At 72.2% G+C, this 23560-nt stretch carries 19 protein-coding genes; 5 read left to right on the top strand and 14 right to left on the bottom strand.

The features are described from left to right. Positions 1-94 precede the first annotated feature (94 nt). Entirely contained in the window at positions 95-1936 is a 1842-nt protein-coding gene (recQ, locus tag AB0N27_RS03090; RefSeq protein ID WP_364362721.1) for a DNA helicase RecQ, read from the top strand. Between the two features lie 63 nt (positions 1937-1999). Here the strand turns inward: recQ and AB0N27_RS03085 are convergent, their stop codons facing one another. The 5 genes from AB0N27_RS03085 to rsgA form a co-directional block, all read right to left on the bottom strand. After that, complete coding sequence (locus AB0N27_RS03085) at positions 2000-2656, bottom strand: C39 family peptidase (protein WP_364362720.1); 657 nt, start codon at positions 2654-2656, stop codon at positions 2000-2002. A 549-nt stretch (positions 2657-3205) separates the two neighbouring features. Continuing rightward, positions 3206-5194 carry an excinuclease ABC subunit UvrC gene (gene uvrC, locus AB0N27_RS03080; protein WP_364362719.1) on the bottom strand — a complete coding sequence of 663 codons (1989 nt, stop codon included), beginning with the start codon at positions 5192-5194 and terminating at the stop codon, positions 3206-3208. Positions 5195-5305: 111 nt separating this feature from the next. Further along, complete coding sequence (locus AB0N27_RS03075; protein WP_364362718.1) at positions 5306-5788, bottom strand: Rieske (2Fe-2S) protein; 483 nt, start codon at positions 5786-5788, stop codon at positions 5306-5308. 168 nt (positions 5789-5956) lie between these two features. Further along, positions 5957-8902, bottom strand: a complete 2946-nt coding sequence (uvrA, locus tag AB0N27_RS03070) for an excinuclease ABC subunit UvrA (protein WP_364362717.1) — start codon at positions 8900-8902, stop codon at positions 5957-5959. 192 nt (positions 8903-9094) lie between these two features. After that, positions 9095-10165: a ribosome small subunit-dependent GTPase A gene (gene rsgA, locus AB0N27_RS03065; protein WP_364362716.1), complete on the bottom strand. Its 1071-nt coding sequence runs from the start codon at positions 10163-10165 to the stop codon at positions 9095-9097. A 179-nt stretch (positions 10166-10344) separates the two neighbouring features. Between rsgA and AB0N27_RS03060 the strand changes: the two genes are divergently transcribed. Then, positions 10345-11061, top strand: coding sequence for a maleylpyruvate isomerase family mycothiol-dependent enzyme (locus AB0N27_RS03060; RefSeq protein WP_364362715.1), 717 nt, complete (start codon positions 10345-10347; stop codon positions 11059-11061). A gap of 7 nt (positions 11062-11068) precedes the next feature. After that, on the top strand, positions 11069-11722 hold the full coding sequence (locus AB0N27_RS03055) for an MBL fold metallo-hydrolase (RefSeq protein ID WP_364362714.1): 654 nt from the start codon (positions 11069-11071) through the stop codon (positions 11720-11722). A 160-nt stretch (positions 11723-11882) separates the two neighbouring features. On the opposite strand, the gene AB0N27_RS03050 is transcribed toward AB0N27_RS03055, so the two are convergent. Both AB0N27_RS03050 and AB0N27_RS03045 read right to left on the bottom strand, forming a co-directional pair. Beyond that, positions 11883-12491, bottom strand: a complete 609-nt coding sequence (locus AB0N27_RS03050) for a VTT domain-containing protein (protein ID WP_364362713.1) — start codon at positions 12489-12491, stop codon at positions 11883-11885. 101 nt (positions 12492-12592) lie between these two features. Then, positions 12593-13276 carry a 50S ribosomal protein L11 methyltransferase gene (locus AB0N27_RS03045; protein ID WP_364362712.1) on the bottom strand — a complete coding sequence of 228 codons (684 nt, stop codon included), beginning with the start codon at positions 13274-13276 and terminating at the stop codon, positions 12593-12595. Positions 13277-13469: 193 nt separating this feature from the next. Between AB0N27_RS03045 and AB0N27_RS03040 the strand changes: the two genes are divergently transcribed. After that, positions 13470-13673, top strand: a complete 204-nt coding sequence (locus tag AB0N27_RS03040; protein WP_007072071.1) for a cold-shock protein — start codon at positions 13470-13472, stop codon at positions 13671-13673. Positions 13674-13722: 49 nt separating this feature from the next. On the opposite strand, the gene AB0N27_RS03035 is transcribed toward AB0N27_RS03040, so the two are convergent. The 5 genes from AB0N27_RS03035 to AB0N27_RS03015 form a co-directional block, all read right to left on the bottom strand. Beyond that, positions 13723-15003 carry an MFS transporter gene (locus AB0N27_RS03035; RefSeq protein WP_364362711.1) on the bottom strand — a complete coding sequence of 427 codons (1281 nt, stop codon included), beginning with the start codon at positions 15001-15003 and terminating at the stop codon, positions 13723-13725. Continuing rightward, on the bottom strand, positions 15000-15575 hold the full coding sequence (locus AB0N27_RS03030) for a metalloregulator ArsR/SmtB family transcription factor (RefSeq protein WP_364362710.1): 576 nt from the start codon (positions 15573-15575) through the stop codon (positions 15000-15002). The genes AB0N27_RS03035 and AB0N27_RS03030 overlap by 4 nt, the downstream gene beginning before the upstream one ends. A gap of 71 nt (positions 15576-15646) precedes the next feature. Beyond that, positions 15647-16522, bottom strand: a complete 876-nt coding sequence (locus AB0N27_RS03025) for a hypothetical protein (RefSeq protein WP_364362709.1) — start codon at positions 16520-16522, stop codon at positions 15647-15649. Between the two features lie 144 nt (positions 16523-16666). Beyond that, positions 16667-18340 (bottom strand): CocE/NonD family hydrolase, encoded by a 1674-nt coding sequence (locus tag AB0N27_RS03020; protein WP_364362708.1) that lies wholly within the window; start codon positions 18338-18340, stop codon positions 16667-16669. Positions 18341-18342: 2 nt separating this feature from the next. Next, a complete protein-coding gene (locus tag AB0N27_RS03015; RefSeq protein WP_364362707.1) occupies positions 18343-18858 on the bottom strand; it encodes a MarR family transcriptional regulator in 516 nt (171 codons plus the stop codon). A gap of 123 nt (positions 18859-18981) precedes the next feature. Here AB0N27_RS03015 and AB0N27_RS03010 point away from each other — a divergent pair, with 123 nt between their 5' ends. Beyond that, the gene (locus tag AB0N27_RS03010) at positions 18982-21108 is read left to right on the top strand and encodes an efflux RND transporter permease subunit (RefSeq protein ID WP_364362706.1); all 2127 of its coding nucleotides are present in this window, start codon (positions 18982-18984) and stop codon (positions 21106-21108) included. 60 nt (positions 21109-21168) lie between these two features. Here the strand turns inward: AB0N27_RS03010 and AB0N27_RS03005 are convergent, their stop codons facing one another. Both AB0N27_RS03005 and AB0N27_RS03000 read right to left on the bottom strand, forming a co-directional pair. Then, positions 21169-22047, bottom strand: coding sequence for a lytic transglycosylase domain-containing protein (locus AB0N27_RS03005; RefSeq protein ID WP_364362705.1), 879 nt, complete (start codon positions 22045-22047; stop codon positions 21169-21171). Positions 22048-22081: 34 nt separating this feature from the next. Next, positions 22082-23500 carry a DedA family protein gene (locus AB0N27_RS03000; RefSeq protein WP_364362704.1) on the bottom strand — a complete coding sequence of 473 codons (1419 nt, stop codon included), beginning with the start codon at positions 23498-23500 and terminating at the stop codon, positions 22082-22084. Between the last annotated feature and the right edge of the window lie 60 nt (positions 23501-23560).

Genomic DNA, 23560 nt, shown 5'->3' with positions numbered 1-23560 from the left:
CCGCCGCCCGGCGGGGAGCCGGGCAGCCGGCACGGGTCACGCGGCTCGGGTGCGCCGGGCGTGCGGTGTCGGGGTGGGCTCGTAGACTCCGCGGATGGCCTCCTCCACCGACCTGCGGACCGCTGACGCGCTGCCGGTGCTGCGCCGGGTGTTCGGGTACGACGCCTTCCGCGGCTTCCAGCAGGAGGTGATCGACCATGTGGTCGGCGGCGGCGACGCGCTGGTGCTGATGCCCACAGGTGGCGGCAAGTCGCTGTGCTACCAGATTCCGGCCCTCGTCCGCGAGGGCGTCGCGGTCATCGTGTCCCCGCTCATCGCGCTCATGCAGGACCAGGTCGACGCGCTCACCGCGGTCGGCGTCCGCGCCGGCTTCCTCAACTCGACCCAGACCCTGGACGCCCGACGCCGGGTCGAGGCCGCCTTCGTCGCGGGCGAACTGGACCTGCTCTACCTGGCCCCGGAGGCCCTCGGCGTCCGCTCCACCCTCGCCCTGCTGGACCGGGGCCGCATCTCCCTGTTCGCGATCGACGAGGCGCACTGCGTGTCCCAGTGGGGGCACGACTTCCGCCCCGACTACCTCGCGCTGTCGATGCTCCACGAACGCTGGCCGCAGGTCCCCCGGATCGCCCTGACCGCCACCGCGACAAGCGCCACCCGCACCGAGATCGCCACCCGACTCAAGCTCGACGACGCACGGCACTTCGTGGCCAGCTTCGACAGGCCCAACATCCAGTACCGGATCGTGCCCAAGCGGGAGCCGCGCAAGCAACTGCTGTCCCTGCTCCGCGACGAGCACCCAGGCGACGCCGGCATCGTCTACTGCCTGTCCCGCGCCTCGGTGGACAAGACCGCCGAGTTCCTCGTCGCCAACGGCATCGCCGCGCTGCCGTACCACGCCGGTCTGGACGCGGCCACCCGCGCCGCCAACCAGCAACGCTTCCTGCGCGAGGACGGCCTGGTCATGGTGGCGACCATCGCCTTCGGCATGGGCATCGACAAGCCCGACGTCCGCTTCGTCGCCCACCTCGACCTGCCCAAGTCCGTCGAGGGCTACTACCAGGAGACCGGCCGCGCCGGCCGCGACGGCCTGCCCTCCACGGCCTGGCTGGCGTACGGGCTCCAGGACGTCGTCCAGCAACGCAAGATGATCGAGACGTCCGACGGCGACCTCGCGCACCGCCGCAACCTCGCCGCGCACCTGGACGCGATGCTCGCCCTCTGCGAGACGGTGCGCTGCCGCCGCGTCCAACTGCTCGAATACTTCGGCGAGACGACGACTGCCGCCTGCGGCAACTGCGACACCTGCCTCACCCCACCGGAGTCCTGGGACGGCACCGTCGCCGCCCAGAAGCTGCTCTCCACAGTCTTCCGCCTCGACCGCGAACGCAACCAGCGGTTCGGCGCCGGGCACTGCATCGACATCCTGCTGGGCAGACAGACCGACAAGATCAGCCAGTACGGCCACGACACGCTCACCGTGTTCGGCATCGGCGCCGAGTTGAGCGAGGCCGAATGGCGGGGCGTGGTCCGGCAACTGCTCGCCGAAGGGCTGCTCGCCGTGGAGGGCGACTACGGCACCCTCGCCCTGACCGAGGCGAGCGCCGACGTGCTGGGCCGCCGCCGTACCGTCACGATGCGCCGCGAGCCGGAGAGGCCCGCGTCGAGCCGGTCGTCGAAGCCCCGCGGCTCGGCCACAGTCGTCGCCGAACTGGCCCCGGCCGCCGTACCGGTCTTCGAGCGCCTGCGCGCCTGGCGGGCCGCCACCGCCAAGGAACAGGGCGTCCCCGCGTACGTGATCTTTCACGACGCCACGCTCCGGCAGATCGCCAGCGACGCGCCGGGCACCCTCGCCGAGCTGTCCCGGGTCGGCGGGGTCGGCGAGAACAAGCTCGCCAAGTACGGCGAACAGATCCTGGCCGTCCTCGCCGAGGACTGAGGACGCGACGAAGGGCCGGACCCTTTCGGGTCCGGCCCTTCGCTTCGTGACGTGGTGTGGGGGTCAGCTGGTGGCGTAGCCGCGGGTGGCGATCCAGTCGGCGAGGTGCTCGACGGTCACCTCGTAGGAGGCGGTGTTCGGGTCGGCGGAGTCGGCGATCTTCACCGTCTGGCCGTTGTCGCGGTAGCCGACGACGCTGATGTAGTGCCCGCCCTCGAAGGAGTGCACGCCGCCGTCGGTGTCGGTGGTGGTGCCGGCGATGTTGGCGACCACGGCCCGACCCTGGTCGACGGTCTTGACGATGTCGGCGCGCAGCTTGTCGGTCTGCTTGTCGTCCGCCATCGGGGTGCTGATCTCGACGGAGCGGTAGGCGTCGTTCTTACCGGTTTCCTTGTTCAGCACGGGGGTGATGTCGTTGATGGAGTTGGTGCCGGCTTCGGTGGTGCCCATCTCCTTGGCCATGGCGTCGACGCTGATGTCCTTGCCCTGCACACTCAACGCGTTACGCGCGGCGGCGGGGCCGCAGTAGTAGAAGTTCGGCTGGGCCTCGTAGCGCACGCCCAGCTGACGCTCACCGGCGGGCTTGCGGTCGGACTGGGTCTGCGACGCGGGCTTGGCGTCCGCGGCGTAGGCGGTGGTGATCGGTCCGGCGATGGCGCCACCGGTGAACGCGAGGCCAGCGGCGGTCAGAGCGGTCTTACGGATCAGATCGGTACGCATGATGGCGTGCTCCTCTGCATCGGGGGTGTCCGCACGGCACGTCACAAGGGGGATGCGGCGAGCGTGCGGGAAAGTCTCGCGACAAACGCCGGCGATCCTCGGGGGACCTGCTCGGGCGTCGCGGGGGATGTAACCGGGGCGGCCCGGCGGATGTTCCCGGCCGGTGCGCCCCCGCCTGACGACCCGAAAGTCGCGGTGGCATGCCAGGTATAACGACCCCGCCCGGCCCACGATTCCGCCGCCCGGGTGGCACCGACCACGCGACACTGATCCCCAAACCGGACACCCGCCCCACTGTCGGATCCGTCGAACCGGACATCGCACCCGAATCCCCTGGCGCGGTCAATCCACGATGCGCGCACTTTCCGGGAACTTGCTGCCTCAGAACGCGCCGAGGCAGCAAGTTCCCCGAAGCTGCGCGGATCTTGACCCGGGTGGCGGGCAGCGGGTCGGCGGGGCTGCCGGTGGGCCGGGCGGCGCGGTCGGCGGCGGACGGCGCGGTCGGCGGCGGACGGCGCGGTCGGCGGCGGACGGCGCGGCGCGCGGGCGTCAGGTGTTGGGGGTCGCGTCCGCGCTCTCGTCGGTCTTCGTGTCGTTGTCGAGGGCGGCCAGGATCGCCTCGGCGGTGCGCCGGCCCAGCCCGGGCACCTCGGTGATCTCGTCAACGGTGGCGGCGGAAAGCCGCTTGAGCGACCCGAAGTGCCGCAGCAGTGCCTTGCGCCGCACCTCGCCCAGGCCGGGTACATGGTCCAGTGCCGATTCGGTCATCCGCTTGGAGCGGCGCTGCCGGTGGAAGGTGATGGCGAAGCGGTGCGCCTCGTCGCGAACCCGTTGCAGCAGGTACAGCCCTTCGGAGGTGCGGGGCAGGATGACCGGGAACTCGTCGTCGGGGAGCCACACCTCCTCCAGTCGCTTGGCCAGCCCGCACAGCGCGACGTCGTCGATGCCCAGGTCGGCGAGGGCCTGGGCGGCGGCCGCGACCTGCGGTGCACCGCCGTCGACGACCACCAGCTGCGGCGGGTACGCGAACTTCCGCGGCCGGCCGGTGGTCGGATCGATCAGCACGCCGACCTGCGGCTCAGCCGCGTCTTCCGGGGTGACCGGGTCGTCGGCCGACTCGACGCCCACCTCGCCCGTCTCCGCCCGCGCGTCCAGGTAGCGGGCAAAGCGACGGCGCAGCACCTCGGACATCGCGGAGAGGTCGTCGGTGGCGCCACGGACGATGAACCGCCGGTACTCGCTCTTGCGGGGCAGCCCGTCCTCGAAGACCACCATGCTGGCCACCACGTCGGTGCCCTGGATCTGGGAGATGTCGAAGCACTCGATGCGCAGCGGCGAGGTGCGCATGCCCAGCGCCTCGCTGATCTCGTCCAGGGCCTTGCCCCGGGTGGTGAGGTCACCGGACCGCTTGAGCTTGTGCCGGGCCAGCGCGTCCTTGGCGTTGCGCTCGACCGTCTCCATCAGGGCGCGCTTGTCGCCGCGTTGCGGCACCCGCAGCGACACCCGGCTGCCCCGGTGGGTGGTGAGCCACTCTGCGAGTGCGTCGGCGTCGGCGGGCAGCTCGGGCACCAGCAGCTCCCGGGGCACGTCGGCCTCGCCGTGTTCGCCGCCGTACACCTGGGTGCAGAAGTGGTGCACCAGGTCGCCGGTGGTCAGGTCCTCGGTCTTCTCCACCACCCAGCCGCGCTGCCCCCGGACCCGGCCGTCGCGGACGTGGAAGACCTGCACGGCCGCCTCGAGCGGGTCGTCCGCGAACGCGACCACGTCGGCGTCGGTGCCGTCACCGAGCACCACTGTCTGCTTCTCCATGGCGCGGCGCAGCGCGGCCACGTCGTCGCGCAGTTTGGCGGCCCGCTCGAACTCCAGCTGCTCGCTCGCCTCGGTCATCTCGCGCTCGATCTTGCGGACCATGGTGTCGGTGCGTCCGGCCATGAAGTCGCAGAACCGGTCCACGATCGCGCGGTGTTCGTCGGCCGAGACGGTGCCGACGCACGGCGCCGAGCACTTGCCGATGTAGCCGAGCAGGCAGGGACGGCCGACCTGGCCGGCCCGCTTGAACACCCCGGCGGAGCACGTCCGGGCGGGGAACACCCGCAGCAGCAGGTCGAGGGTCTCCCGGATGGCCCAGGCGTGCGAGTACGGACCGAAGTAGCGCACCCCCTTGCGCTTGGCGCCGCGCATCACCTGCAGCCGGGGGTATTCCTCGTTGAGGGTCACCGCCAGATAGGGGTACGACTTGTCGTCGCGGTATCGGACGTTGAACCGGGGGTCGTACTGCTTGATCCAGGTGAACTCCTGCTGGAGCGCCTCGACCTCGGTGCCGACGGTGATCCAGTCCACCGATTCGGCGGTGGTGACCATCTGCCGGGTGCGCTCGTGCAGGTTCCAGATGTCGCCGAAGTAGGAGTTGAGCCGGCTGCGCAGGTTTCTCGCCTTGCCGACGTAGATCACCCGGCCGGTGCCGTCGCGGAAGCGGTAGACCCCCGGTAGCTCCGGGATGGTGCCGGGTGCGGGGCGGTAGGTCGAGGGGTCAGCCACGTCAGCAAGCCTAGTCCGCGCCCCCGACAGGCCACCGCAACCGCTTGATTGACTCGGGCTCCCGCAGGACGGGTCGACCCGGCGGCGGCGTCCTGCCGGGGGCGCGGCCGGTCAGGCGAGGGAGATCTGGTCGCCGGTGACCTTGATGTCCTTCGGCGGCAGGGGCTTGGTGGCCGGGCCGGCCTTCACCGAGCCGTCCTCGATCGAGAACTTGCTGCCGTGGCAGGTGCAGTTGATGGTCCCGCCGTCGACGTTCGTGACCGGGCAGTTCTGGTGCGTACAGATCGGGCTGAAGCCCTTGAACTGACCGGCGGTGGGCTGGGTGATCACCACGCCCTCGGCGGCAAGGACCTTGCCACCGCCGACCGGGATGTCGTTCGTGGTGGCCAGCGACTGGGCATTCTGCCTGTCGCCGCCGCCCGCGTCGCCGGTGCTGGGCACGGCCGGGCCGCCGCTGGTCGGGGCGGCGCCCTCACCACCGTCGTCGCTGCCGCAGGCGGCCAGGACGACGGCCGCGCCGACCGCCCCGACGCCGGTGAGCAGGGCCCGACGGGTCTGCGTACCCGGACCGGTCAGCGCCTGATCGTCAGTCATGCCTCGCCTCTCTCTAGCCCACTGCGCCGGGTCGGAAGCCGGCCACACTTCTTCACACGGGCAACTGTGCCGGATGGTTCACCGCGCCGCCTGTCCGACCCGGGAAATGCGAACGGGGCGGGCCCGACCGGACCCGCCCCGTACAAAACTGACATTGCCCGACCGGGGTCAGCGCGCGGCGGCTGGCACCTTGCGGCTGGCCCGCGCCTTCGTCACACCGTTGGCCTTGGCGGCCCGAGTGGTGGCGGCTGCCGCGCCCTTGGCCTCGCCGTCGAGCTTGAGCACCTGGCGCAGGAACTGACCGGTGTGGCTCTCGGCCACCTCGGCCACCTCCTCAGGGGTGCCGGTGGCGAGCACCGTGCCGCCCCGGTGACCACCCTCGGGACCCATGTCGATCAGCCAGTCGGCCGTCTTGATCACGTCGAGGTTGTGCTCGATGGTGATCACCGTGTTGCCCTTGTCCACCAGACCCTCGAGCACCATCAGCAGCTTGCGGATGTCCTCGAAGTGCAGACCTGTGGTCGGCTCGTCGAGCACGTAGACCGTCCGCCCGGTGGAACGCTTCTGCAGCTCGGACGCGAGCTTCACCCGCTGCGCCTCGCCGCCGGAGAGGGTCGGCGCCGGCTGGCCGAGACGTACGTAGCCCAGGCCGACGTCGACAAGGGTCTTGAGGTGCCGGTGGATGGCCGGGATGGCGGAGAAGAACTCGGCGGCCTCCTCGATCGGCATCTCCAGCACGTCCGAGACGGTCTTGCCCTTGTAGTGCACCTCGAGGGTCTCCCGGTTGTACCTGGCGCCCTTGCAGACCTCGCAGGGGACGTACACGTCGGGCAGGAAGTTCATCTCGATCTTGATGGTGCCGTCGCCGGAGCACGCCTCGCAGCGACCGCCCTTGACGTTGAACGAGAACCGCCCGGGCCCGTACCCCCGCACCTTGGCCTCGGTGGTCTCGGCGAAGAGCTTGCGGACGTGGTCCCAGACACCGGTGTAGGTGGCCGGGTTGGAGCGGGGCGTCCGGCCGATCGGCGACTGGTCCACCCCGACGACCTTGTCCACGTGCTCCAGACCGGAGACCCGGGTGTGCCGGCCCGGCACCAGCCGGGCGCCGTTGATCTGGTTGGCCAGGACCGCGTAGAGGATGTCGTTGACAAGCGTCGACTTGCCCGAGCCGCTGACCCCTGTGACGGCGATCAGCTGACCCAGCGGGAACCCGACTGTCAGGTTGCGCAGGTTGTGCTCCCGCGCGCCGTGCACCACCAGCTCGCGGGAAGCGTCCTGCGGGCGACGCGACGTCGGCGTCGGGATCGACCGCTTCCCGGACAGGTACGCCCCGGTGATCGACTCCTTGTTCTTCAGCAGCGCCGGAACCGAGCCGCTGTGCACGATCTTGCCGCCGTGCTCACCCGCGCCGGGCCCGATGTCGACGATCCAGTCGGCGACGCGGATCGTGTCCTCGTCGTGCTCGACCACGATCAGCGTGTTGCCGAGCCCGCGCAGCCGGATCAGGGTCTCGATGAGCCGGTGGTTGTCGCGCTGGTGCAGGCCGATCGACGGCTCGTCGAGCACGTAGAGCACGCCCACCAGGCCGGAACCGATCTGCGTGGCCAGCCGGATGCGCTGCGCCTCGCCGCCGGACAGGGTGCCGGCCGGCCGGTCCAGGGACAGGTAGTCCAGGCCGACGTCGAGCAGGAACCGCAGCCGGGCGTTGATCTCCTTGAGGACCCGCTCGGCGATCATCTTCTGCCGGTCGGTCAGCTCGATGCCGGCGAGCAGGTCGGCGCACTCCCCCACGGACAGGTTGCAGACCTCGGCGATGCTCTTGCCGGCGAGGGTGACGGCGAGCACCTCGGGCTTGAGCCGGGCGCCGCCGCAGGCCGCGCACGGCACGTCACGCATGTAGCCCTCGTACTTGTCGCGGGACCACTCGGACTCGGTGTCGGAGTGCCGGCGCTCGATCCACTGCACCACACCCTCGAAGCCGGTGTAGTAGGAACGCTCACGGCCGTACTTGTTGCGGTAGCGCACGTGCACCTGGTCGTCGGAGCCGTGCAGGATCGTCTTCTGCGCCCGCGCCGGCAGCGCCCGCCACGGGGTGTCGACGTCGAAGTGCTGCGCCTCGCCGAGCGCCTCCAGCAGGCGCAGGAAGTATTCCAGGTTGTGCCCGGTGGACCAGGGCTGGATGGCGCCCTCGCGCAGGGAGCGCTCCGGGTCGGGGACCAGCAGCTCCGGGTCGACCTCCTTCTTGGTGCCCAGGCCTGTGCACTCCGGGCAGGCGCCGTACGGCGCGTTGAAGGAGAAGACCCGGGGCTCGAGATCCTCGATGGCGAGCGGGTGGTCGTTGGGGCAGGCGAGGTGCTCGGAGTAGCGGCGCTCGCGGTCCGGGTCGTCCTCCGGCAGGTCGACGAAGTCGAGCAGCACCAGGCCGCTGGACAGGCCCAGGGCGGCCTCGACCGAGTCGGTCAGCCGCTGCTTGGCGCTCGGCTTCACGGTGAGCCTGTCGATCACCACCTCGATCGTGTGCTTCTCCTGCTTCTTGAGCTTCGGCGGCTCGGTCAGCGGGTGCACCACACCGTCGACGCGGGCGCGGGCGTAGCCCTTGGCCTGCAACTCGGCGAAGAGGTCGACGTACTCGCCCTTGCGGCCGCGGATGACCGGGGCGAGCACCATGAACTTGGTGCCCTCGGCCATCGCGAGGACCCGGTCGACGATCTGCTGCGGGCTCTGCCGGGAGATCCGCTCGCCGCAGACCGGGCAGTGCGGCTCGCCGATGCGGGCGTACAGCAGGCGCAGGTAGTCGTAGACCTCGGTGATGGTGCCGACTGTCGACCGCGGGTTGCGCGAGGTGGACTTCTGGTCGATCGAGACGGCCGGGCTCAGCCCCTCGATGAAGTCGACGTCGGGCTTGTCCATCTGACCGAGGAACTGCCGGGCGTACGACGAGAGCGACTCGACGTAGCGGCGCTGCCCCTCGGCGAAGATCGTGTCGAAGGCCAGGCTCGACTTGCCCGACCCGGACAGCCCGGTGAACACGATGAGCGCGTCCCGGGGCAGGTCGAGACTGACGTCACGCAGGTTGTGCTCGCGCGCGCCACGGATGATCAGTCGGTCGGCCACGGTGCGTGTACTCCCGGGAGAAGACGAAGCGGAGGATCTGTCCCGCTCTGGAGTGATTCTGAGCGGTCGTGCGGGCGCGGAGAACGCGCCTCGGCAACTCTAGCCCCGAGGTACGACGGTTTCCCCCGCCCGCACATTCCCCCAGCTCAGCCCGGTCGGCCGCGCCCCGCGAGCCCTCACCACGGGCCGGGGTCAGTAGCCCCCGGGCGCGGGTGGCCGGGCCGCTCGCCGTCGGGCCGAACGCCATCCGCCACGGCGCTCGGCGGCGAGCCGCGCCTCGCGGCGTCGACTCTCGTGCGCCACCTCACCCTGCAGCCGCCGCCAGCTCTCCCACCGGCGGGTGGAGAGCTCACCACTGCGCAGCGCATCCCGGACCGCGCACGCGGGCTCGCCGTCGTGCCCGCAGTCGGCGTACCGGCAGCCCTGCGCCAACCCGGCGATGTCGGCGAACGCCCGGTCGAGCCCGGCCACGCCGTCGAGCAGGCCGACCGCCCGTACGCCGGGCGTGTCGATCACCGCCCCGCCGCCGGGGATCGGTACGAGTGCCCGCCAGGTGGTGGTGTGCCGCCCCTTGCCGTCCACCCGCCGGATCGCCTGCGTCGGCATCATCACCGCGCCGGCGAGGGCGTTGACCAGGCTCGACTTGCCGGCGCCCGACGGCCCGAGCAGGCCGAGAGTGCGCCCCGGCACCACCTCGTCGCGCAGCCGGTCGAGCCCGGCGCCGGCCTCGGCGCTGACCGGCAGCACCGGCACCCCGGGGGCGACAGCGGCGAACTGCCGGCCCAGCGCGGCCGGGTCGGCTGCGAGGTCGGCTTTCGTCAGCACGACAAGCGGCCGCGCCCCGGACTCGTACACCAGGGAGAGCAGTCGCTCGATCCGGCCGACGTCCGGCTCCGGGTGCACCGGCTCGACGACGGCGGCCGTGTCGAGGTTGGTGGCGAGCACCTGGCCGCTGGCGTCCTTGCCGGCGGTACGGCGGACCAGCGCGGTCCGTCGCGGCAGCACCGCCTCCACGGTGACCCGGCCGTCGGGCCAGTGCCCGAGCAGCACCCAGTCGCCCGCGCAGGGCAGCGCGGAGGGGTCCCGGGCGGCGGCGCTCAGCACCGTCCCGCCCAGGCTGGCCCGGACCGGGCCGGACGCGGTGAGCACCGTGCAGACCCCCCGGTCCGCCCGGGCCACCCGGCCCGGTCGGTACTCGTCGCGGGTAGCGGCGTACGCCGCGCGCTCGGCGTCCCAGCCGAGGGCGGTCAGGTCGATCGTCATGGCATCCTCATCGGTGTCGAAGCTGGTGATGGCGGTACACGCGTGCCACGTCCGGCATGATCACCACCTCCGTCCGACGTCCCGGTGCCGCATCTGCCGCTGACGGTAGGTCGCGCGCCGACGCGCCGAAAGCGATTTCCCCGGCGACTGTGTGACCGGATCACCGTTAGGGTCTACGGGTGACCACGGATCCGCTGCTGCTGATGGGTGAGGTGGACGCCGCCACCGATCGGTTGCTGCGCACCGCGGCCTCCTTGGACGCCGCCGACCTGGCGGGCGCCTCGCTGCTGCCGGGCTGGACGCGCGGGCACGTGCTGGCCCACCTGGCGCGCAACGCCGACGGCTTCGTCAACCTGCTCACCTCGGCCCGCACCGGCGAGCCGGTGCCGATGTACGCCTCCCTGGCGGCCCGTACGACGGACATCGAGACCGGCTCGGGCCGGCCACCCACCGCGCACCTGGACGACCTGCGGCGGACCGCTGACCTGTTCGCCGAGGCGGTCGCGGCCATGCCTGTCGAGGCGTGGGCGGCGACGGTGCAGGCACGGCGGGGCCCGTGGCCGGCCGCTCTGCTCGTCTGGGGCCGTCTGCGGGAGATCGAGGTGCACCATCTCGATCTGGCCGCCGGTTACGGCGCCGCCGACTGGTCGGAGGCGTTCACCCACCGACTGCTGCGGGAGGCCGCCAGTCATCACGCGACGGGGGCGGCACCGCCGTCGCTGGTGCTCCGCGTCGACGGGAGCCGGCACGAGGTGGTCATCGGCGGCCGGGCCGACGCCCCTGTCGTCTCCGGTTCCGCCCCCGACCTCGCCGCCTGGCTGATCGGCCGCGGCGGCGGCGACACGCTCTCCGTCACCCCTGACGGTCCCCTGCCCACTCCACCGGAATGGATGTAGAAACCTCATGACCTACAGCGGAGATGTCGCCCAGGGTGGCGCGCCGGCGGTACGAGAGCTGGACGGGCTCACCATCAGCAAGCTGTCGGTGGGTCCGATGGACAACAACGGCTACCTGCTGCGCTGCACGGGCACCGGCGACCAGGTGCTGATCGACGCCGCCAACGAGGCGCCCCGGCTGCTGGAGCTGATCGGTGACGGTGGGCTGACCGCAGTGGTGACCACCCACCAGCACATGGACCACTGGGTGGCGCTGGAGGAGGTGGTGGCCAAGACCGGCGCGCGGGCGCTCGTGCACGCCGACGACGCGGAGGGGCTGCCGATCGAGGCGGAGCGGCTCGCCGACGGCGACACCGTGCCGGTCGGCGACTGCGCGTTGGAGGTCATCCACATCAAGGGGCACACCCCGGGCTCGATCGCGCTGCTCTACCGCGATCCGGCCGGCACCCCGCACCTCTTCACCGGCGACAGCCTCTTTCCCGGCGGGGTCGGCAACACCGACAAGGACCCGGAGCGCTTCGCTGCGCTGATCGACGACGTCGAGCACAAGGTGTTCGACAAGCTTCCGGACGACACCTGGTTCTACCCCGGCCACGGCAGGGACAGCACCCTGGGGGCCGAGCGCCCGGCCCTCCCCCAGTGGAAGGCCCGCGGCTGGTAACCGATTTACAAGATCGACACCCCGGTCGGTAGGTCGCGGAACCACCGGACGAGCCGCCACCACGACGCGGCGGGGGCCTGCCGTGCCCGGCGCGGGGATCAAGCCTGACCGCCCGGAGCCGGGCACGGCAGGCCCCCGCCCCACCACCGCAACCAGAGACTCAGCCAGCGACAGCGAACAACCGACGCCGAGCCCCCAGCAGCACGACCGAGGCCAGCACCAGACCCACCCCCATCGTGACCAGCAGAGGGCTGGGCTCGCCGGGGAGCAGGCCGGCCAGGGACCGCGACGCGGTGCCCAGCGCGAGGTAGAGACCGGCCCAGGCGGCGGCGCCGACGGTCGCGCAGCCGAGGAACCTGCGGTACGACATGCGCAGTCCACCGGCGGCCAGCGGCAGCAGAGCGTTGAACACCGGCAGGAACGGCGCGACGACCATCATCCGGCCACCGCCGCGACGCAGGATCCCTTCCGCCGCGCTCCAGCGGGCCTCGCCGATCCAGTCGCCGACCCGGCTGTGCCGCAGCCGCTCGGCGTACCGGCGGCCGACGAGGAAACTCAGCGACCAGCCGGCGAGACACCCGGCGAGTACGGCGGCGAAGGTGGCGAGCCCGGTGGTGGGACGGCCCACCCCGACCGCGGCGAGGATCGCCACGTCGCCGGGGATGAGGACGCCCAGCAGCGGTACGGCGTCGAAGAGCATGACGACCCCGAGCGCCCCCATCAGCAGCAGGATGGGCAGCTCTCCGACCTGGGCAAGCCATTGCGTCATGTCCCGTACGCTATGGCCGGCGGGCCACCGTGGACATCCGGTCGCGTCCCCCAGCGTCCCCTGGTATCGGCCTCGGGGTCGCCCCTGAGGTGGCCTCGGCCTCAGACCGGTCGCAGCACCAGCACCTGGCGTAGTGACGAGTCGACAGACGGTTCGGTGGTGGGCACCGGGTAGTCGGCAAGCACCGTCAGGCGGTCCTCGGGCAGGTGCCCCCGGTCGGGGTCGCCGACCAGGACGTCGGCACCGCCGGCGGCGGCCCGTTGCAGGAACGGCAGCACCCGCTCGGCCAGGGCGCGACTGTAGAAGACGTCTCCGGCGACCACCAGGTCGGCCTCCGCGCCGGCCTGGTCGAGCAGGTCGTCCCCGGTGGTGTCGACGCTCACCTGGTTGACCCGGGCGTTGAGGGTGACGGCGGCCACGGCGTACGGGTCGATGTCGTTGGCGACCACCCGTGCGGCGCCGGACAGCGCGGCGGCGATGGCCACCAGGCCCGATCCGGCGGCGAGGTCGAGCACCCGCCGGCCGGCGGCGAGCTCGGGGTGGTCCAGCAGGTGGCGGGCCAGGGCCTGACCGCCGGCCCAGACGGAGGCCCAGTAGGGCGGCGGGAGGGCGTGCCCGGCGGCCGCCTCCATCCGTGCCCACCAGACGATCGCGTCCTCGGCGAGGTGCAGCCGTACCTCCGGGACGAAGGGGGTGGGCACGAGCCGGAGCCGGTCCAGCCCGTCGCCGGGAGCGTCGATCTCGCGCTCCAGCACGGACAGCGCGGCGGCTGTGGCACCCTTCATCGGCGCAAGCATGCCCCAGCGGAGGGTCGGCGGGGCGTGTTTCACGTGCCGCCGCGCAGAGTTCACCCGACTTCGCACAAAGACCTACGGCACTTCGGCCGGCGGATCCGGGGTTTGCCCGTTACTGTCGAACAGGTACGGGCGATCATCGGTCAACGGCCGAGGGTCAGCCGCTTTGAACAGGGAGAGATGCATGGCAACCGGCACGGTTAAGTGGTTCAACTCGGAAAAGGGCTTCGGCTTCATCGAGCAGGATGGCGGAGGGCCGGACGTGTTCGTCCACTACTCCGCCATCGCGACGAGCGGCTACCGGGAGCTCAACGAGGGCCAGAAGGTCGAGTTCGAGGTGACCCAGGGGCAGAAGGGTCCGCAGGCGGACAACGTCCGCCCGATGTAGCTCCGTGCCGGTGACGGCGGCCGGGTCTCCGGCCGCCGTCGCAGCGCACTCAAGACGCCGCCGGGGCGGCGGGCAGGTCCCGCCGCCGCCGGAGCGGTCCGATCAACAGAATCATCGGCGTCAGGGCCAGCCAGGTGGTCATCACCGTGATCGCTGTGCCGACGCCGTAGCGCGCGCCGACCGCACCGGCCAGCAGGGCCGCCAGCGGGATGGCGCCGAAGTTGAGCAGATGCATGCTCACTGTCACGCGGCCGAGCAGGTGGTGCGGGGTGTACGTCTGCCGGAAGGCGCCCTTGACCACGTTGCCGACGGCCACCCCGAGGCCGATCAGCACGCCGCCGAGCGCGGGCCAGATCAGGCCCACACCGGGTGCGGCCAGGGGGATGAGCAGCGCGGGCGGGCCGGTCAGGGCCGCCCCGATCAGCATGGCCCGTGCAGTGCCGAAGCGCCGCGCCAGTGTGGTGGCCAGCAGCGCGCCGACGATCCCTCCGACGCTCATGACCGCGACCAGGGCACCCACCATGCCGGGCGCGAGTCGCAGCTCGCGGACCAGGAAGACCACCAGGACGGCCTGGTAGCCGGTCAGTCCGATGTTGCTGGCCGCGCCGAAGACCGTGAGCACCCGCAGGTACGGGTCGCGGATGACGAAGCGCAGCCCTTCGGCGATGTCGCGGCGCAGCGACCGGGAGCGGTCGGTGCGGTCGGCGCGTGGCTCGACGGTGCGGATGCGCAGTAGGAAGGCCGCGGAGAGCAGGAATGTGACGGCGTCCAGCAGCAGTGCCGCGACGGCCCCGGTGAGCTGGGCGATCAGGCCGGCGAGGCCCGGCCCGACGACGTAGCTGACGGTCTTGGTGGCCTGGAGTTTCGCGTTGCCCTCGGGCAGTTGCTCGGGGCGCAGCACGACGGGCAGGTAGACCTGGTCGGCGGTTTCGAAGAAGACCCGCGCGGCGCCGGCGCCGAGTGCGACGAGCAGCAGATGCTCGACGGTGAGCCGGTCGAGCGCGGCGGCGAGGGGCACGCTGAGGAAGGCCAGCGCGCAGAGCAGGTCGCAGATCACCATCACCGGCCGGCGTGGCAGTCGGTCCACCCACGCGCCGGCCGGGAGGCCGATCAGCAGCCAGGGTAGCCAGGCCGCGGCGGTGAGCACCGCCACCTGGAAGGTGCCGGCGTCGAGGACGGCCACTGCGACAAGCGGCAGTGCCACGGTGGTGACGTTGCTGCCGATGCTACTGACGGTCTGGCCGGCCCAGAGCAGCCGGAAGTCCCGGTGTCGCAGCAGTCCGCCGCGTGCCCGGGCACGGTGGGGGCCGGCGTCTGTGGTCGCGGTCACGGTCGGGCCGGGATGCCGTGGGCGAACACGAACACGGGCTGCCGTTCGCGGCCGTCGTCGGGCAGCGGCCGGTCGGCCCAGCGGGCCAGCAGGTCGATCATTTCGCGGCTCAGCTCGGCCAGTTCGTCGGGGGTGAGGTGCAGCCACTTGTCGGTGGAGAACGGGCCGTCGCGCCAGGCGGCCTGCGCCGCCTCCTCGGCGGCGTGCCAGGCCCGGGCCAGGGCGACGTGCCTGTCGAGGTTGAGCGAGGTGGCCGCGTCGGCGACGGCCCGGGCGCCGGGGTCGTCGTCGAAGTCGCTGTTGGACCAGCGCACTCCCCGGGTGACCAGCCGCCACCACCGCTCGCGTCGGTCGCGGGCCAGCTCAGGGGCCTCGGTGACCAGTTCAGCGGCGGCGAGGACCTTGAGGTGGTGGCTGACGTTGGCGGGCGCCTGGTCGGTGCGGTCGGCGAGCATGCCGACCGTGGACGGCCCGTGGACCTTGAGGACGTCCATCAGCCGGCGGCGCAGCGGGTGGGCCATGGCGGCGAGGACCCGCGAGTCGGTGACCTGGCGTACGTCTGGGCTCTCCATGCGGTCAGCCTGACATCCGCAACAACTCTTGCGCAATAGGTTTTGCCCAAGAGTTGTTGCGGATCGCTGGATCAGGCGACCAGGCGGCGCGCCAGCTCGTCGGCCACCTGCTTGGCCATGGCGGGCGGGATCGCCGCGGCGATCCGCTCCGGCGTCAGCCCGGCCAGCACGCCCTGGATGATGGCGGGCTCGTCGGTGAAGTCCCGACCGGACAGCGCGGCCAGGGCGGACTGCAGGGCGGTCAACTGCGCGCCTAGCGTCTTGAGCGTCGGGTGCGCCGACACGTAGTTGGTGGCTGTGGCGTCCTCGCCCATCGCCATCCTGGTGTAGATCTGGCCGATCGGGTTGCGGCCGTCCAGCACTGTCAGGTTCTTGTGGACGGTGGCCAGCCAGTTGTGCTCTTCGGGGGTCATGTCGTTCTCCTCCAGGAGTCCGATGGAGCTGAGGTAACGGCGGAACAGGGGTCGCTGGTCACGACCCGCCTTGATCGCGTCGCGGAAGAAGCTGACGTGGGTGTGCCAGCGGTGCGAACTGTCCCCGCTGGTGCGCTTGCCGAGCCGGTCCCACCGCTTCACTGTCTTACCGTCGAGGCTGTAGATGATCTCGCGGATGTCCCTGGTGTCCGCCGCGTTCGCGGCGCACTGCCCCACGCACCAGCGCGAGAAGCTGGCCAGGGTGTGCGTACTGCCGCCGGAGCGGACCTCGAACCCGCCGACGTCGAGCGCCGCCGCGTCGAGGGTCAGGCCGGCCCGGTCCCGGGGTGACTCCACCACCGAGTAGTCGTTGGTGACCACCCGGTCCGATCCGCAGTGGTACCCGCCCCGGTGGGCCGGGTCGCCGACGATGCCGACCTCCGCCGGCTCCAGGTCGTCCGGTCCGGGGGCGTTGTCGAGGTGGGTGAGGAGCAGGGTTCGAAGGGCCAACAGATTCGCCGGGGCCCGGGTCATGGGGTCCCCCTTTCCGGATGGACAGGGGCCGGGCACGGCGTCACGCCGCGTACGCGGTGTGGGCTTGCGGGCGAGCCCGGCCTATTGGTGCACGGCGCCGGGCGTTGACCCAACCATAGCCCGCTATATGGACGAATGCCCAGCTCAGAGGCGTGACGGTTGCGATAAACCAGAGTGGACGACCGGAAGGATCAGCGCGGAGGGGCGCTCGGGGTCGTGGAAGACCTGCCGCCAGCCGGCACGCAGCGTCACCGCCGTACCGAGGGATTCGCCGGTGCCCGGGTTGCGCGCCCAGCGCGGATGGGCGCCTCCGCTGACCTGCAACCGCAGCCGGTGTCCGGCGGCGAACCGGTGCGCGGTCGGCCAGAGCGGCACCGGCACGCGCACCGCGCCGGACGGGTCTGCCGGAAACCGGTCGGGCGCGACCCGGACCAGCCCGTCGCAGATGTTCCGGGACCTGCCCCGGCGGTCCACGTCGCACAGTCGCACGAAGACATCCAGGTACGGCAGCTCGCCCCGGACGTGGATGTCGGCGCGTACCGGGCCGACGACCTCCAGCGGCCGGGTCAGCGGGGCGCTGGTGTACGTCAGCACGTCGGGTCGGGCCTCGACGCGCCTGTTGTCAACAGCGCCGGCGCGCTTCGCGACGAGCAGCGGCCCGCCCTGTGACGGGGTGGGATCGGCCGGGTCGTAGCGGAACTCGTCAGGCGTCGACGGCACCGGCGCACGTGTCGCCAGCTCGGCGCCCGGGTGCAGGTGCCAGGCGGTGTCCGTCGCGGGTGGCGGCCAGTCCGGCAGGTCACGCCAGCCGCCGCCGCGGCCCCCCACGTACAGCCGGACCGGCGCCGCCGACCCGCCCGGACGGCGATCCCCAGAGGTCAGGTGCGTGTCGAGCCAGGCCAAACCCTCCCGCAGGGCGGCGACGAACAGTCCGGGACTGCCGTGCGTCCACGGCCCGATCACGAGGCGCCCCCGGGCACCGGCGGCGCGCAGCGTGGCGTGGTCGTCGAGCTGGGCGGGCAGGAAGATGTCGTGCCAGCCGGTTACCATCAGCACCGGTGCCCGTACGCGGGCGACCCGGTCGGCGAAGACCCGCGTCCGCCAGTACGGGGCGTCCGGAGTGTGGTGGCGCAGCCACTCCTGGAAGAAGGGGATGGTCACGCCGGTGGCCACCCGGTCGGCGTCGGCCAGCGGCAGGTGCTCCAGCGCGGCGGCCAGCCGGAGCTGCCCCCGTTTGAGCTCCCACTGCCGGGCCAGCCACGGGACGGTCTGCGCGTGTAGCAGCTCCGCCCAGGTCAGCACCGTGTCCAGGGCGAAGGACTCCCCCGCGTACGTCGAGTCGCGGGTGGCCGAGGCGGTGACCACCGCGACCATCGCCCGCAGGTCGTCGCCGGCGTCGGCGGCCAGCGCCCACTGCGCGAAACCCTGGTAGCTGATCCCGAACATGCCCAGCGCACCGGCCCACCAGGGTTGGCGGCGCAGCCAGTCGAGGGTGTCCAACCCGTCGTCGCGCTCGTGCACCAGCGGGGCGAAGGTGCCGCCGGATCCGCCGGTGCCCCGGCAGGACTGGATGACGGCGTGCCGGCCGCGTGCGGCGAGCAGCCGCCCGAGCAGGCGTAGCGGGCCACCCCGCCCGTACGGGGTGCGGATCAGCACGGTCGGCGCGTCGGAAACGGTCGGGGCGTAGTGGTCGGTGCGCAGCACCACACCGTCACGGGCGCGTACCGGAATGTCGCGGGTGACCCGTACCGGTCCGGTGCGGGTCGCCGGCAGCCGCAGCGCGGCGCTGGCCAGGCGGGCGACGAACGGGGGTGGCACGGTCAGCTCGTCGGGCGGCGGGGCGGCTCGGGTCGGGCGGCGCGCACCGAGTCGCGGTGCGTACGGATCGACTCGCTCATCGCCGTCATGAACCGCTGCACCACCTCCAGCTCGTCCTCGCTGAACCGGTCCATGACCGTGTCGGTACGGGTGCCCAGCGGCCGGAAGAACTCCATGGCGAGCGCGGCGCCCTGGTCGGCGTAGTGCAGCAGCACCTTGCGTCTGTCGGCGGTGTCCCGGTCCCGGCGGATGTGACCGGCCCGTTCGAGTCTGTCGATCAGGGCGGTGACCGAGCCGGAGGAGAGGTTGAGCTGTTCACCGAGGCGCCCGGGGGTGATCGGGTCGCCGAGCATTTCGGCGTCCATCACGGCGATCAGCGCCTGCAGGTCGGTCGGGTTGAGCCCGTGCAGGTTGGCGAAGGCGTGGCCGACCTGCTGGGCGTCCACCGCGTACCGCCGAAGGTTGTTGGTGATCTCCCCGACCAGTTGTGCGCGGCGCGTGTCGCGCCGCCTATACATGCCGTGAGTCGCCACCTCGTGCCGCTTCTCCCCGTCGTCCGACCTCCGGTTGCAGCATAGAGCAGCCGGAGATAATCTCGATAACCAAGATACTCGGCGCTCGAAACACATGGGGTCTACCTGATGTCCGTCTTCACCAGAGTCGCCCGCGGCCGGTTGGCCGCGTGGCTCACCGTGGCCGCCGCGATCGTCGTCGGCGCGGCCGTCTTCGGGCTACCCCGGCCGGACAATCCGGCGCCGGTATCCGCCAGCGGGCTGTCCGTGCAGTGGCAGTCGACGCAGGTGGAACGCCTGCAGGACCAGCTTCCGTCAAGCGAGGTGCAACCCGCCATCGTGGTGGTCAGCCGCGACGACGGCGGCGCGCTGAGCGAGGCCGACCGGGCTGCCGTCGCCGCCCGCTCCGGTGAGCTGGGCAACCTCGCGGTGGGCGGGCGGGTCAGTCCCCCGCAGCTCTCCCCGGACGGCACGGTTGCGCTGGTCGCCGTACCGCTGAGCACCGCCGGCGGCCAGGAGGAGGTCACCGGGAAGGTCGACGAGGTCCGCGCCGCGCTGGAGGCGCTGCCCGAAGGGCTCGCGGTCGAGGTGACCGGCGCTCCCGCCTTCACCGCCGACCTCGCCTCGGTCTTCGAGGGCGCCGACATCACACTGCTCGCGGTGACCGCCGCCGTGGTGGCGCTGCTGTTGCTGATCACCTACCGCAGCCCGTTCCTGTGGATCGTGCCGCTGGTCGTGGTCGCGGCGACCGAGCAGATCACCCTGCGCGCGGTCGACACGATCGTGCCGGCGTTCGGGATCACCCTGCAGTCCGGGCAGGTCACCGGCATCGCCAGCGTGCTGGTCTTCGGTGCCGCCACCGACTACGCCCTGCTGCTCATCGCCCGCTACCGCGAGGAGCTGCGCCGCGACGAGAACCGGTTCGCGGCGATGCGCGCCGCGTTGCGCCGCACGGCCGAACCCATCCTGGCCAGCGGCGGCACCGTGGTGCTCGGCGTGCTGACCCTCCTGCTCAGCGAGCAGGAGACGAACCGGGCACTGGCCGTGGCCTGTGCCACAGGTGTGGTCTTCGCCATGCTCTCGGCGCTGTTCGTGCTGCCCGCCGTGCTCGTGCTCTTCGGCCGTGGCCTGTTCTGGCCGTTCGTGCCCAAGGTCGGCGGCCCGGCCCGCGAGGGTCGGCTCTGGGGTCGGCTCGGCGCCGCCGTGGAACGCCGTCCCCTGCCGGTCGCCGTGCTGGCCACCCTGCTGCTCGCCGGCCTCGCGCTTGGTGGGCTCGGTATCCGCACCGGCCTGTCCGAGACCGAACAGTTCCGGGCCCAGCCGGAGGCGGTCACCGGGGCGCAGACCCTGGCCCGGGCGTTCCCCGCCGGCACCACCCAGCCGGTGGCGGTGCTCACCACCCCGGCCGCGGTGCGGGCGGTCACCGACGCCGCCACCGGCGTACCCGGCGTCTCCTCGGCCCGTCCCGGCGACGCCGGAGAGGCCGTCGCCCAGGTCGACGTGGTGCTGGAGGCCGAACCCGGCACGGCCGCCTCGGACCGGGCGATCGAGGCGCTGCGCGACGCCGTCGCCGCCGTTCCCGACTCCGCGCCTCCCGCGGTCGACGGCGCCGACGCGCCCACCGGGGCGATCGTCGGCGGCACCGTGGCCGCCACGTACGACTCAGACGAGGCCAACGACCGCGACCTGCGGCTGATCATCCCGATCATCCTGCTGCTGGTCGGCGCGGTGCTCGTGCTCCTGCTGCGCGGCCTGCTCGCGCCGCTGCTGCTGGTGCTCACCGTCATCGCGTCGTTCTTCGCCAGCCTCGGCGCCGCGTGGCTGCTCTTCGACCACGTGCTGGACTTCCCGGCACTGGACAGCGGGGTGCTGCTGCTCGCGTTCGTGTTCCTGGTGGCGCTCGGGGTGGACTACAACATCTTCCTGGTCACCAGGGCCCGGGAGGACGCCCGCACGGCCGGCACCCGGGACGGGATGCTCTCCGCCCTGCGGGTCACCGGCGGCGTGATCACCAGCGCCGGCGTGCTGCTCGCCGCGGTCTTCGCCGTCCTCGGTGTGCTGCCGCTGATCACGCTGACCCAGATCGGGATCATCGTCTGCATCGGCGTCCTGCTCGACACCCTGCTGGTCCGCACGGTCCTGGTGCCGGCGCTGGCGTTCCTGCTCGGCGACCGCTTCTGGTGGCCCGGCCGGATCAAGCGGGACCACGACGCGGACACCCAGGCGGCACCCGAGGCGGTCGCCGCCCGGGACTGACAGGCGTACCAACCGGACGGCGGGGCCGTGGCGCGACTGCCACGGCCCCGCCGTCGTCGGTCAGTACGTCAGGCAGACGCACTCGGTCATCAACGCCCGCACGTTGCGCACGTACGACGGGTTGGGGATGGTCAACGGCTCACCCTCCTGCGCCACCGCCGCGTGCCCGTAGTTGTACGCGGCGATGACGGCGTTGAGCAGGCAGGAGTCCAACTCCGAGGTGCACAGGGCGGCGTCGAGGCGGAAGTCGGACTCGAAGTACATGTCGCCGATGTACTTGGTCAGCCAGGCCAGGTAGTTGGCCCCCAGGTACGCGTTGTCCCGGTAGTCGTCGATGTCGTAGCTCTGCTCGAACCGCTGGTTCATCCAGGTGGCGGTGCCCGACATCACCTGCATCAGGCCGACACCGCCGTCACAGGCGTAGATGTTGGACTGCCAGCCGCTCTCCTGCCAGGCGGTGGCCTGGACCAGTTCGAGCGGGATCTTGATGTCCGGTGCCGAGGTCGGCCAGTAGGTGCGCGCGGCGGCGTCGGTGAGTGCCGCCTTCACCGCCGACCGGCTCGCCTGGGTGCCCTTGTAGCTCGGCTTGCAGGAGGCCGGAGCCGGCTTCGGCGGCGGCGGCGGGACCTTTGTCTCGCTGGGCGGCTTGGCCACGGCGCGCGGCTTCGGCGCCGACCCGGTCGTCCGGGTCGGCTTCCTGGTCGGCGTGGGGGACGCGGTGCGGCTGGGCGCGACGCCCATCGACGCCACGGCGCTCGCCGACGGCGTCGGCTCCTCGGGCACCTCGTCCAGGGGGACGTCGGTCGGGGCGTCGGTGACCGCTACCGGCGCGCCCAGGTCCGCCGGGCTGTCGCCCTTGTCCGCGCAGCCGGCAAGCGTGCCCGCCAGTAGGAGCCCGGCGAGACCCGCGGCGCTCAACCGACCTGTCCATCGAACCATCGCCGTGCCTCCCCCGTGAGACTGTCGCCGCACCCTAGCAAGGTTCGACAGGCCGCCGAGGCCCCTGCGGCGGCGTCCGGACCGGCTCCACCGGCTGCTCCCGATCCCTGATCGCCCGGTCCCTCGTGGCCCAGGCGACGACGAACACCACTGTCCACAGCACCCCGAGCAGCACCGCCGCAGCGGTCCCGCTCGCCGTGTCCAACCCGAGGTAGAGCCGCGCGCCTCCGACGCCCACCACGCCCGCGGCGGCGGCCGTCCAGGCGGCCACCGCCGCCGGCCAGCGGGCGCTACGCGACACCAGCCAGGCCAGGGTGCAGAAGCTCGCCGCGACCACCGCGTTCTGGGTGGGGAACGGGACCGACTCGCGTCCGCCCGGCCCCGCCGCGGGCGACCCGGTCAGCTCCGCCACCACTGCCAGCACCAGCAGCGGCACGAACGCGCCCACCGTGCCGACCACGCTGAGCAGGTCGGCCCGCCACGGCCGGTTCCGCCACGCCACCACCGCCGCCACCAGCGCCACCAGCACGATCAGCACCCACCCGCGCACCAGCGACACCACTACCGCTGTGGCCTCGGCGGCGTCCGGGGTCCGCCGGGCGGCGAACCAGCCCCCGATCGCCCCGTCCAGCGCGGCGAGCCCGCTGTTGCGTACCACCACGGCGAGCAGACCGGCGATGGCGAACCCGGCGGCGAAGAGCAGCAACAGCCCCGCCGCGAGGTTGAGCAGCAGCGTCCAGGCCGGCCCGACCCGCATGGCCACCAGGAAGAACAGCAGCCCGTACCGGGCGCTGAGCCAGCGCACCGGGGGCAGCGCGCCGGCGCGGGAGAGCAGCGCGCGCACCGGGTCGGGGTTACGGCCCAGCCACCGGCCGGCGAGCACCACGCCCAGCAGACCGGCCAGCAGCACCAGCGCCGCACCCGTGGCACGGCCCAGGAAGCCGGAGACCGTGTCGTACGACTCACCGGCGAGGTGACCGAGCAGCACCGAGCCGCCCACCCAGGTCACCACGCCGGCGATGTTCCACGGCGCGAACCGCCGGTACGGCATGCCTGCCGCGCCGGCCAGCCGGGGCACCAGGGTGCGGGCGAAGGCCACCCAGCGGGCGGCGAACACACCCCGTCCGCCGAGGCGGGCGAGCATGGCCTCGGCCCGACCCCACCGCTCCGGCCCGACCCGGTGCCCCAGCCCGGCGCGCAACTTCGGGCCGTACCGCCGCCCGGCGCGGAACGCCAGCCCGTCACCGAGGACAGCCGCGACGATCATCGCGACCAACGCCGGGCCGAGCCGCAAGGTACCGTTGTAGGTGAGGAAGCCGACGAGCAGCAGGGTAGCCTCACCCGGCACCAGCAGGCCGAAGATCACCGCGGTCTCGCCCGCCACGATCAGCGCGGCGACCAGGTAGATCCACAGAGTGGGCAGACCCTGCACCGCGGTCAGCAGGTCGTGCACTCAGGCCCCCGGGACACGGGAGCCAGCATGCCAGCCGGGGGAACGACCGGCACAGCGGTT

The sequence above is a fragment of the Micromonospora sp. NPDC093244 genome, from assembly GCF_040683695.1.
In the GTDB taxonomy this organism is placed as follows: domain Bacteria; phylum Actinomycetota; class Actinomycetes; order Mycobacteriales; family Micromonosporaceae; genus Micromonospora.
This window is presented reverse-complemented; position numbering and strand designations above follow the sequence as displayed.